The 11,188-nt window shown below is 64.4% G+C and carries 10 protein-coding genes and 1 pseudogene; 9 read left to right on the forward strand and 2 right to left on the reverse strand.

The annotated features are described in order from the left end of the window. Nucleotides 1-6 precede the first annotated feature (6 nt). The 4 genes and pseudogenes from AC2YJX_RS20840 to AC2YJX_RS20855 all read left to right on the forward strand — a co-directional run bounded on the left by AC2YJX_RS20840 (nucleotide 7) and on the right by AC2YJX_RS20855 (nucleotide 3,982). Nucleotides 7-1,004: pseudogene (locus tag AC2YJX_RS20840) on the forward strand (Bug family tripartite tricarboxylate transporter substrate binding protein). A gap of 174 nt (nucleotides 1,005-1,178) precedes the next feature. Further along, entirely contained in the window at nucleotides 1,179-2,135 is a 957-nt protein-coding gene (locus AC2YJX_RS20845) for a tripartite tricarboxylate transporter substrate binding protein (RefSeq protein WP_487257162.1), read from the forward strand. A 3-nt stretch (nucleotides 2,136-2,138) separates the two neighbouring features. After that, nucleotides 2,139-3,041, forward strand: a complete 903-nt coding sequence (locus AC2YJX_RS20850; RefSeq protein WP_487257163.1) for an amidohydrolase family protein — start codon at nucleotides 2,139-2,141, stop codon at nucleotides 3,039-3,041. Between the two features lie 17 nt (nucleotides 3,042-3,058). After that, nucleotides 3,059-3,982 (forward strand): SMP-30/gluconolactonase/LRE family protein, encoded by a 924-nt coding sequence (locus tag AC2YJX_RS20855; protein WP_487257164.1) that lies wholly within the window; start codon nucleotides 3,059-3,061, stop codon nucleotides 3,980-3,982. 35 nt (nucleotides 3,983-4,017) lie between these two features. Here AC2YJX_RS20855 and AC2YJX_RS20860 read toward each other — a convergent pair whose 3' ends face one another. Then, nucleotides 4,018-5,142 (reverse strand): NADH:flavin oxidoreductase/NADH oxidase, encoded by a 1,125-nt coding sequence (locus AC2YJX_RS20860; protein ID WP_487257165.1) that lies wholly within the window; start codon nucleotides 5,140-5,142, stop codon nucleotides 4,018-4,020. Nucleotides 5,143-5,281: 139 nt separating this feature from the next. On the opposite strand from AC2YJX_RS20860, the gene AC2YJX_RS20865 reads away from it, so the two are divergent. The 3 genes from AC2YJX_RS20865 to AC2YJX_RS20875 all read left to right on the forward strand — a co-directional run bounded on the left by AC2YJX_RS20865 (nucleotide 5,282) and on the right by AC2YJX_RS20875 (nucleotide 9,024). After that, complete coding sequence (locus AC2YJX_RS20865; protein WP_487257166.1) at nucleotides 5,282-6,232, forward strand: LysR family transcriptional regulator; 951 nt, start codon at nucleotides 5,282-5,284, stop codon at nucleotides 6,230-6,232. An 80-nt stretch (nucleotides 6,233-6,312) separates the two neighbouring features. Continuing rightward, nucleotides 6,313-8,508: a catalase/peroxidase HPI gene (gene katG / locus AC2YJX_RS20870; protein WP_487257167.1), complete on the forward strand. Its 2,196-nt coding sequence runs from the start codon at nucleotides 6,313-6,315 to the stop codon at nucleotides 8,506-8,508. A gap of 126 nt (nucleotides 8,509-8,634) precedes the next feature. Beyond that, nucleotides 8,635-9,024, forward strand: coding sequence for a carboxymuconolactone decarboxylase family protein (locus AC2YJX_RS20875; protein WP_176885831.1), 390 nt, complete (start codon nucleotides 8,635-8,637; stop codon nucleotides 9,022-9,024). A 3-nt stretch (nucleotides 9,025-9,027) separates the two neighbouring features. On the opposite strand, the gene AC2YJX_RS20880 is transcribed toward AC2YJX_RS20875, so the two are convergent. Continuing rightward, nucleotides 9,028-9,570, reverse strand: a complete 543-nt coding sequence (locus AC2YJX_RS20880; RefSeq protein ID WP_055402413.1) for a PAS and helix-turn-helix domain-containing protein — start codon at nucleotides 9,568-9,570, stop codon at nucleotides 9,028-9,030. Between the two features lie 89 nt (nucleotides 9,571-9,659). On the opposite strand from AC2YJX_RS20880, the gene AC2YJX_RS20885 reads away from it, so the two are divergent. Both AC2YJX_RS20885 and AC2YJX_RS20890 read left to right on the forward strand, forming a co-directional pair. Beyond that, the gene (locus tag AC2YJX_RS20885) at nucleotides 9,660-10,367 is read left to right on the forward strand and encodes a CoA transferase subunit A (RefSeq protein WP_055402415.1); all 708 of its coding nucleotides are present in this window, start codon (nucleotides 9,660-9,662) and stop codon (nucleotides 10,365-10,367) included. A 64-nt stretch (nucleotides 10,368-10,431) separates the two neighbouring features. Further along, nucleotides 10,432-11,073, forward strand: a complete 642-nt coding sequence (locus AC2YJX_RS20890; RefSeq protein ID WP_055402417.1) for a CoA transferase subunit B — start codon at nucleotides 10,432-10,434, stop codon at nucleotides 11,071-11,073. Nucleotides 11,074-11,188 lie beyond the last annotated feature (115 nt).

The raw sequence follows: 11,188 nt of genomic DNA on the forward strand, positions 1-11,188 counted from the left end.
AAAGACATGCACGACATTTTGAGAAGAAAAACGGCCTCTGCGCGCGTCCATAAAGCGCTGATAGCTATTGTTTGTATAGCATCTAGCACAGCAGGGGCGCAAACCGCGTTCCCCTACAAGCCCGTCAAGCTGGTGGTGGGTTTTGCCGCAGGCGGCCCCACCGACGTGGTGGCACGCGCGTTTGCCGACCACGCCAGCCGCGCGCTGGGCCAGCCCTTTGTGGTGGACAACAAGCCCGGCGCCAACACCATCCTGGCCGCCCAGGCGGTGGCCAGCGCGCCCGCCGACGGCTACACGCTGCTGTTTGGCGCCACCAACCACACCATGATCCCGGGGCTGTAGCCGGGCGGGTGAAGTTCGATGCGGTGAAGTCGTTCAAGCCGCTGTGCACCGTAGCCACCAGCCCCACGGTGCTGGTGGTGGGGCAGGCTCTGCCGGTGAAGTCGCTGGCTGAGTACATGGCCCATGCGCGCAAGGAGCCGGGGCGTCTGTCCGCAGGCACGGCGGGCGTGGGCAGCTCGGGCCACTTTGCCACCGAGATGTTTGCCCGCGCCAACAGCTTGCAGCTGAACCATGTGCCCTACAAGGGCGCCGCGCCAGTGGTCACGGACCTGGTGGGCGGCCAGCTCGACAGCTCGTTTGCCACGCTGGGCTCGGTGCTGCCGCAGATCAAGAGCGGCAAGCTCACCGCGCTGGCCGTGGCATCGCCCAAGCGGTCGTCGCTGCTGCCCGATGTGGCCACCTTTGCCGAGGCCGGTGGCGGCAAGTATTCGGCCGACGCCTGGTATGGCCTGCTGGCCCCGGCGGGCCTGGACGACGCCATTGCCCAGCAGCTGGAGCGCGTGGCTACCGAATTTGCCAAAAGCTCCGCCGCCGCCGAAAAACTGCGGGGCCTGGGGCTGGACGCCGATGCCACCTGCGGCGCTGCGTTTGCCAGCCAGGTCGGCCGCGAAGTGGCCACCTATACGCAGATTGCACGCGAGCTTGATCTGAAAGTGGATTGACCCCCCTGACTTCCACCCTCTCTCGCCTCGCTGCGCGATGCGGGAAGGGGGATGCAGCCAGTGCGGCGGGGCGGCCCTTGCACGGCTGCCTGCGCTTTGTCAGCGCCAGTTTCGCAGGCCATGGGCCAGCGATACCTGTTTGTTCTTCATGGATTGAATAGATAAGGAGACTTCATGTTGCGTTTTCTCAAACCCTTGATCGCCGCCTGCGCCCTGGCTGCAGGCCTGGCCCACGCCGCGTTCCCCGAGCGGCCCATCACCCTCTTCGTGCCCTACGCCCCCGGTGGCGCGGCAGATGCCGTGGCCCGTGTGGTGGCCACCCGCCTGGGCGCCAAGCTCGGCGGCAGCGTGATCGTGGACAACAAGGCCGGTGCCAGCGGCACCATTGGCGCCAGCTTTGTGGCCAAGGCCCCGGCAGACGGCTACACCATGCTGTACGACGCCACGCCGTACTCCATCAACCCGCACCTTTTCCCCAAGATGCCATATGCCGCCAACGCGCTGCAGCCGCTGTCGCTGGTGCTGCTGGCGCCCAATGTGCTGATTGTCAAAAGCGACGCGCCCTACAAGAACGTGGGCGAGCTGATCGCCAAGGCCAAGGCCCAGCCCGGCAAGATCAACTTTGCCTCGGGCGGCAGCGGCACGGTGCAGCGCCTGGCGGCGGAGCTGATGGCCCAGAAGCTGGGCCTGGACATGGTGCACGTGCCCTACAAGAGCGGCGGCCCCGCCATCACCGATGTGATTGCGGGCCAGGTGGACTTCATGTTCGGCACCGTGGCCGCCACCTACCCGCATGTGGCAGGCGGCAAGCTGCGCGCGCTGGCCGTGTCGGCGCCAGAGCGTTCCAAGCGCCTGCCCGACGTGCCCACGGTGGCCGAGGCGGCCATCCCCGGTTATGAGGCCTATGAGTGGAACGGCGTGTTCCTGCCTGCGGGCGTACCTGCCGACGTGGCCGCCAAACTGCAGCAGGCCCTGCAAGAGGTGCTGAAGGAAGACGAAGTGAAACAGCGCCTGGCCGACCTGGGCGCCCAGCCCATCGGTTCCACGCCTGCGGAGTTTGCCGCCTTCCTCAAGAAGGAAGACAGCAAGTGGGGCGAGGTGGTGAAGAAGGGCAACATCAAACTCGACTGAGCCATGTCTTTGCCCGCGCTGACCACGCCCGTGCCGCACTCGGTGGGCCTGAACCGCCCGCAGCGCCTGCTGCCGCCCGGCGCGTGCGACAGCCACATGCACATCTTCGATGCACGTTTTGCACCGTCTGCCCATTGGCCGCGCACGCCGCCCGATGCGCCCGTGGCCGCCTACCGACAGCTGCAGCAGCGCCTGGGCAGCACACGCACGGTGGTGGTCACGCCATCCACCTATGGCACCGACAACGCCTGCACGCTGGATGCGCTGGACCAGCTGGGTGACGACGCACGCGGCGTGGCAGTGGTGGACCCCCGCGTGAGCGATGCAGAGCTGGCCCGGCTGGCCGCGCGCCGCGTGTGCGGGCTGCGGGTCAACTTTGTCTCGTTCCAATCGTGGGGCACCACCACGGCGCAGATGCTGAGCACGCTGGCGGGCAAGGTGGCACGGCATGCGGACTGCGGTGGCTGGCACATCCAGGTGTTCGCGCACCCGGAGCAGATCGTGGCGCTGGCGCCTGTGCTGCAGGCGCTGCCGGTGCCGCTGGTCATCGACCACCTGGGCCGCATCGATCCGGCCGAAGGCCCATCGGCCCAAGCCTTTGGCGTGCTGCGCCGCTTGCTGGACAGCGGCAACACCTGGGTCAAGCTCTCGGGCGCCTACATGCGCTCTGCCGTGCAGGGCCCCAGCTACGCCGACACCCTGCCGCTGGGGCAAGCCCTGGTGCGGGCGGCCCCCAGTCACCTGGTGTGGGGCAGCGACTGGCCCCACACCACCGAGGCGCCGGGCACGGTGAACGATGCCGACCTGGTGGACCTGCTGCGCGCCTGGGCGGGCTCGGCTGCCGCGATGGACCGTATCCTGGTGGACAACCCGGCGCGGTTGTATGGTTTCGGCGCCACCTCCTGACAACGAAAGCCTCTTCCATGTTTCTGCTGCAATCCCCCGAGGTCCGCGAGCTGGCGTTTTTCAGCTCCATGCCCGACACTTTCCGCCGCCCCGAGCGCAGCGCCTGGGCCGATGCCAACCGGGGCGGCACTGCCACCGATTCGTTCCTCGAAGGCCCTGTGTTCGACGACGCGGGCAACCTGTACGTGACCGACATCCCCTGGGGCCGCATCTTCCGCATCGACCCGCAGGGCGCGTGGACGCTGGTGGCCGAGTACGACGGCGAGCCCAATGGCATGAAGTTCATGGATGCGGGCACGCTGCTCATCACCGACTACAAGAACGGGTTGATGCGGCTCGATATCACGACCGGCAGGGTCACGCCGTACCTGGAGCGCCGCAACAGCGAACGCTTCAAGGGCGTGAACGATTTGATCTTCGACGCCGACGGCAACCTGTACTTCACCGACCAGGGCCAGAGCGGCCTGCACGACCCGAGCGGGCGCCTGTACCGGCTGCGCCCCAATGGCCAGCTCGACCTGTTGCTGGCCAACGTGCCCAGCCCCAATGGCGTGGCCCTGTCGCCCGACGGCCGCGTGCTGTACCTGGCCGCCACACGTGGCAATTGCGTGTGGCGCGTGCCGCTGCTCACCGATGGCAGCGTGGCCAAGGTGGGGCAGTTCTTCACGTCGTACGGCCCGAGCGGCCCGGACGGGCTTGCGGTGGATGGGGCGGGGCGCCTGTTGGTGGCCAACCCGGGCCTGGGTTATGTGTGGGTGCTCAACCACCGGGCCGAGCCCGTGCTGGTGCTGCGGGGGCCTGCCGGAGCCTCCACCACCAATCTGGCTTATGGCGGGCAGGGCGGACAAACGGTGTTCGTGACCGATTCGACCCACGGCCACATCCTGCACGCACAGCTGGATGCGCCGGGGCTACCCCTGCACAGTTCAACCCCGGACTGAACGTCGGGCCAAAGGGCAAGGGCGTTTTCAGAGCTTTATTGGGCTGCGGCGACCTTTGCGGCGCCGCGATAGCGCGACAGCCAGTGCGCGTAGGGCGCGGGCAGCGTGTTCCATTCAGGCTTTTGCACGCCCAGCACCTGCGCCAGGTGGTAGGTGTAGTGCGGATTGGACAGGTGGGCGCGGCCGATCATCACCAAATCCATCTGGCCGTCGGCCACTGCACGTTCTGCGATTTTCGGGTCATCGATGCCCCACGACGAGGCCACCGGCAGGTCGGCTTCGCTGCGCACGCGCTGCGCAACCGGGGCCAGGAAGGCGGGGGTTGCCCAGGGAATCTGCGTCTCGGCAATCACGAAGCTCGCGCTGACGTTGACCATGTCCAGGCCACGTTCGCGCATCTGGCGCACCAGCTCAATGGACTCGGCCACGGTTTCCTCGTCGCGTCCGTCGTATTCGATGACTCCGAAGCGTGCCGTGAGTGGCAGGTGCGCGGGCCACACCTTGCGCACGGCCTCCACGGTTTCCAGCAGAAAGCGCGCGCGGTTGTCAAAGCTGCCGCCGTACTGGTCGGTGCGCTGGTTGCTGTGGGGCGAGAAGAAGCTCTGCGCCAGGTAGCCGTGGGCAAAGTGCAGTTCCAGCCACTCGAACCCTGCGGCCAGTGCGCGACGTGCGGCGGCCACAAAGTCGGCCTGCACGCGGGCAATGTCTTGCAGTGTCATGGCCTGGGGTACCCGGGGCAGACCGCCGCCGTAAGCAATGGCGGACGGTGCTATCGGCTGCCAGGCACGCGCGTCGTTCTCGGGAATGTGGTCATCGCCTTCCCAGGGGCGTTGGGCGCTGGCCTTGCGGCCTGCGTGGGCGATCTGGATGCCGGGCACGGCGCCAGCGGCCTTGATGCTGGCGGCGATGCGGCCCATGCCTTCGACGTGCTGGTCGTTCCAAAGGCCTGTGCAGGCCGGGGTGATTCGGCCTTCGGGCGATACGCCCGTGGCCTCGACGATCACCAGGCCTGCGCCGCCGCGAGCGAGACCGGCGTAATGCGCTTGGTGCCATTCATTGGTGAAGCCATCCACCGCGCTGTACTGGCACATCGGCGGGATCGCGATGCGGTTGCGCAGGGTGACGCTTTTGAGCTGGAACGGTGTGAACAGGGCAGACATGCAGCTTGCTTTCTTGTCGGTTAAATAGAAAAGGAATTTCGGTCTGAGGGCGGGGGCAAAGACACCACGGCCACGCAGAGTGAAGATGGTGGGTACGATGCAGCCATAAACCAAATCGATAGTTCTTATTTCTGAAATCATGGCAATTGATATCAGGGCCATGGACCTGAACCTGCTCAAGGCACTGGATGCCTTGCTCGACGAACGCAGCGTAACCCGCGCCGCCCAGCGCCTGTCGCTCACCCAGCCTGCGGTGAGCGGCATGCTGACCCGGCTGCGCGAAAGCTTCGATGACCCGCTATTCGTGCGTACACAGCGTGGCATCACGCCCACGCTGCGCGCACAGGAGCTGGCCGCGCCGGTCAAGGAGCTGCTGGGTGGGATCGAGTCGCTGCTGCAACCTCAGGCCTTTGACCCTGCCACGGCGCAGATGACGGTGCAGCTCGCGTCCACCGATTACGCGCTGCAGGCGGTGGTGGTGCCATTCCTGGCCATGCTGCGCCGCCACGCGCCCGGCGTGCGTGTGGCCGTGGTGCCGGCCCAGCATCTGCCGGTGTACGAGCGGCTGGAGCGGGGCGATATCGATCTGGCCCTGATCAGCCCCGAGAACACGGCGCCCGACCTGTATGCCCGGCACCTGTTTGACGAGCGCTACGTGTGCGTGATGCGCGCCGGGCACCCGGATGCGAAAGGCGGCGCGCTGTCGCTGGACCGCTTCTGTGCGCTGGACCATGCGCTCATCTCGTACACGGGTGGCGGTTTCTGCGGCGTGACGGATGAGGTGTTGGCGCGCTTGGGCCGATCACGGCGGGTGGTGCTGTCGATCACCAGCTTTCTGGTGCTGCCGGAGATCCTGCGCAATAGCGACCTGATCGCGGTGGTGCCCCAGCGGGTGGTCGCGGATGCTCGCGGGCTGGTTGTGCTGGAGCCACCAGTGGCCATACCTGGCTTCGTTAAAACTGCTGCCTGGCATGAACGCACCCACCGCTCCCCGGGGCACCGCTGGGTCCGCTCGGTGCTGTTCGATACGTGTGGGTGCAAGGAGGTCGGTAGTCCGCTGCATTTGCCGAAATTAGAGAAAAACTATTGAATTAATCAAAACTATTGCCTTTTCATAAGGAAATGCACTCCATAACATCGGCTGATCACCAACGCCAACAGGAGTGCCTCATGACACAAGAGACCAACAAGTGCCCGTTTGACCACACCAAGGCTGCCGCGCCCAAGGGCCGTGGCAATGCCGACTGGTGGCCAGACCAGCTCAATATCCGTCCCCTGAACCAGAACTCCCCGCTCACCGATCCCATGGGCGACGGCTTCGATTACGCAAAAGAATTCAAGAGCCTGGACCTTGCTGCCGTAAAGGCCGACCTGCATGCATTGATGACCGATTCGCAGGACTGGTGGCCCGCAGACTTTGGCCACTACGGGCCATTGTTTGTGCGCATGGCCTGGCACAGCGCCGGAACCTACCGCCTGGCGGACGGACGTGGCGGCGCCGGGGCAGGGCAGCAGCGGTTTGCGCCGCTCAATAGCTGGCCCGACAACGCCAATCTGGACAAGGCACGCCGCCTGCTCTGGCCCATCAAGCAGAAGTACGGCCGCAAGATCTCGTGGGCCGACCTGATGATCTTGACCGGCAACGTGGCACTGGAGTCCATGGGCTTCAAGACCTTCGGCTTTGCCGGTGGTCGCCCCGACGTGTGGGAACCCGATGAAAACGTGTACTGGGGCGCAGAGACCACATGGCTCGGCGGCGATAAGCGCTACAGCGGCGAGCGCGACCTGGCCAAGCCCCTGGCCGCCGTGCAGATGGGCCTGATCTACGTGAACCCCGAAGGCCCGAACGGCAACCCTGACCCCCTGGCCGCAGCGCGCGACATCCGCGACACCTTTGCCCGCATGGCGATGGACGATGAAGAAACCGTGGCGCTCATCGCGGGTGGCCATACCTTTGGCAAGACCCATGGCGCGGGCGATGCCGCGCTGGTGGGCAAGGAGCCCGAAGGCGCAGGCATCGAGGAGCAGGGCCTGGGCTGGAAGAGCAGCCATGGTTCTGGCAAGGGCGGCGACACCATCACCAGCGGCCTGGAAGTCACCTGGACCACCACGCCCACGAAGTGGAGCAACAACTTCTTCGAAAACCTGTTCGGCTTTGAGTGGGAGCTGACCAAGAGCCCGGCCGGTGCCCACCAGTGGACGGCCAAAGGTGCCGAGGCCACGATTCCACACGCACACGATCCGTCGAAGAAGCTGGTGCCCACGATGCTCACCACCGACCTGTCGCTGCGCTTTGATCCGGCTTATGAGAAGATCTCGCGCCGCTTCCTGGCCCACCCTGAGCAGTTTGCCGACGCATTTGCGCGCGCCTGGTTCAAGCTCACACACCGCGACATGGGGCCACGTGCACGCTACCTGGGCCCTGAAGTGCCCGCCGAAGTGCTGGTCTGGCAAGACCCTGTTCCTGCAGTGGACCATGCTCTGGTCAACGAACAAGACATCACGGCACTCAAGGCCAAGGTGTTGGCGTCGGGCCTGTCGATCTCTGAGCTGGTATCGACGGCCTGGGCTTCTGCCTCAACTTTCCGGGGCGGCGACAAGCGCGGTGGAGCCAATGGGGCGCGCATTCGTCTGGCTCCGCAGAAGGACTGGGACGTAAACCAGCCTGCACAACTGGCCAAGGTGCTGGGCCAGCTCGAAGTCATCCAGCGCGCGTTCAACGCCGAGCAGACGGGCGGCAAGAAAATCTCGCTGGCCGACCTCATCGTGCTGGCCGGTGGCGCCGCTGTGGAGGCTGCCGCGAAGCGAGGCGGGCAGGACGTGACCGTGCCTTTCACCCCCGGCCGCACCGACGCCTCGCAGGAGCAAACCGATGTGCCATCGTTCGAAGTGATGGAGCCCGCGGCCGATGGCTTTCGCAACTACGTGCGCCCCGGGCTGGAGGGCGCTGTGGCCGAACTGCTGATTGACCGCGCGAACCAGCTGACCTTGACTGCGCCAGAGATGACGGTGCTGGTCGGCGGTTTGCGGGTACTGGGTGTCAACATGGGCCAGGCGCCTCACGGAGCTTTCACGCAGCGCCCGGAAACGTTGAGCAATGACTTCTTTGTGAACCTGCTCGACATGCGCACCCAATGGCAGAAGTCAGCGAGCGCAACCGGTGTGCTGGAAGGGGTGGACCGCAGCACAGGCGCCAAGAAATGGACCGGCACCGTGGTCGACCTCGTGTTTGGCTCGAATTCCGTGCTCCGTGCGCTGGCCGAGGTCTATGCCAGCAGCGATGCCCAGGCCGTGTTTGTGCAGGACTTCGCCCGCGCCTGGACCAAGGTGATGAACCTGGATCGCTTTGATCTCGCGGCAGCGTAAACCTGGGGCTCAGCACTTTGACAAAGCCACCTGCCTGGCCCTTCACGGGGTATGGCAGGTGGCTTTGTGTTTTTCGTGCAGGCGCTGCGGCTACGATGGCGGCCCCAACTGAACCGGAGAGCCCGCATGACACAACAACTCCCATCCACCAAGGACTTCGACAAAGGTCTGGCCACACGCAAGCAGGTCATGGGCGAGGACTTTGTCGCCAATGCCTTTGGCAATGCCACGGCGTTCACCCAGCCGATCCAGGAGTTCATCACCCGCAATGCTTGGGGTGATGTGTGGCAGCGGCCGGGGCTGGACATGAAGACGCGCAGCTTGATCACGGTGGCGTTTCTTACCGCGCTGGGCAAGCAGCATGAGCTTAAGGGCCACGTGCGCGGCGCGCTCAACAACGGCGCTACAGCGGCAGAGATCCAGGAAGTGTTGCTGCACGCCAGCATCTACTGCGGCCTGCCGACGGCAGTCGAGGCTTTTCGCACAGCTGCTGACGTGATCGACGGCCCGAAGTAGGGCTCAACCAGCGAGCAATTTGTGTACTAGGTCGGCAGCGGTGGATGCGTTGTACTTGCGCATGAGGCGTGCCCGGTAAATCTCCACCGTGCGGTGGCTGATCTCCAGGGCCCGGCCGATCTCCTTGGAAGTCAGTCCCTCCAACAGGCGCGCGGCCACCTCGCGTTCGCGGCCTGTCAACTCGGCCTTCACGGGGCGTTGCGAGCTCAGGTCTTCAAAGCTCCAGATGCCTGATTCATGCGGGGCATCCCGGTTGAGTGCACGGCCTGACACATGGCACCAGAAGACCTCGCCGTTGGCACGCTTCATGATGCGGTTGTCGGCGTAGTGGCCCTTGGCGTTCAGAATAGGTTCCATGTGCGCCCCAAGGCGCTCGTATTCGTCGGCGCTTGGATAAAGTATCTGGAACGACTGACCGATGAGCACCTCGCGCGAGGCGCCGAACATCTCGCACACATGCCGGTTGCAATCGACCATGGTGCGGTTGCGCGACAGCACCAGGCCCACGGGGGCCATGTCAAAAGCGAGTCGGTAATCAACGTCCATTGGCAACGTCCATAGTGCAAGTCTTTACGGGATACTACTTAATCGGGTACGTAGTATCGTAGCGCATCCAAATTCACAAGGAGATCGTGGTGAACAAGTTATTCCCCTCCGCAGCTGAGGCCCTCAAGGGCGTGGTTGCAGACGGCCAGCTCATGGCTGTGGGTGGTTTCGGTTTGTGTGGCATTCCTGAAGCGCTGATCGACGCCTTGCGCGATTCCGGCGTCAAGAACCTCACCGTGATTTCCAACAACGCAGGTGTGGATGGCTTTGGCTTGGGCAAGCTGCTGGAAACCCGCCAGATCAAGAAGATGATTTCGTCCTACGTGGGTGAAAACAAGGAGTTCGAGCGCCAATACCTGGCCGGCGAGCTGGAACTGGAGTTCACGCCCCAGGGCACGCTGGCCGAGAAGCTGCGTGCAGGCGGCGCGGGCATTCCTGCTTTCTTTACCAAGACCGGTGTGGGCACCATCGTGGCCGAGGGCAAGGAACTGCGCGAGTTCGACGGCGAAACCTATGTGATGGAACGCTCGCTCGTGCCTGAGGTGGCGCTGGTCAAGGCGCACCGCGCCGACAAGTCGGGCAACCTGCAGTTCCGTCTGACGGCCCGTAACTTCAATCCTGCCGCTGCCATGGCCGGCAAGGTCTGCATCGTTGAAGTGGAAGAGGTGGTGGAAACCGGTGCCATGGTGCCGGACCAGATCCATCTGCCCGGCATCTATGTGCACCGCATCGTGCACAACCCGAACCCGGAAAAGCGCATCGAAAAGCGCACCATCACTGAGAAGGCGGGCGTTTAAGCCTGCGTTTATCGAAAAGCAGGCGTGCAAGCCTGCCGTCACCGAACAAGCTGGAGAAATACATATGTCGTGGAGTCAAGACCAAATGGCGGCGCGTGCCGCCCATGAGCTCGAAGACGGCTTTTACGTGAATCTGGGTATTGGCATCCCTACGCTGGTGGCCAATTTCGTGCCCGCCGACAAGGAAGTGTGGCTGCAGTCCGAAAACGGCATGCTCGGCATCGGCCCGTTCCCCAACGAAGATGAGGTGGATGCGGACCTGATCAACGCTGGCAAGCAGACCGTGACCACCATCAAGGGCTCGTCCATCTTTGGCAGCCATGACAGCTTTGCCATGATCCGTGGCGGCAAGATCAACCTGTCCATCCTGGGCGCCATGCAGGTCAGCGAAAAGGGCGATCTGGCCAACTGGATGATCCCCGGCAAGATGGTCAAGGGCATGGGCGGTGCGATGGACCTGGTGGCGGGTGTCAAGCGCGTGATCGTGCTCATGGAACACGTTGCCAAGAAGAAGGACGGCACCGAAGACCTGAAGATTCTGCCCCAGTGCACGCTGCCGCTGACGGGCGTGGGCGTGGTCGACCGCATCATCACCGACCTGGCGGTGATGGACGTCACCCCCCAAGGCCTGAAGGTGGTGGAACTGGCTCCGGGCGTGACGTTTGATGCCCTGCAAGCCAAAACGGGCGTGACGCTGATTCCTTGACCGTTGTTGGGGGCGTTTCTCAAACGCAAAAAAAGGCCGAGGCCCCGTGAGGGGCCTCGGCCTTTTGCTTTCAGCATCGGGCTGCAACCGTGAAAACGACCGCAGCACCTGCCGT

The organism is Acidovorax sp. SRI_002, assembly GCF_057586455.1.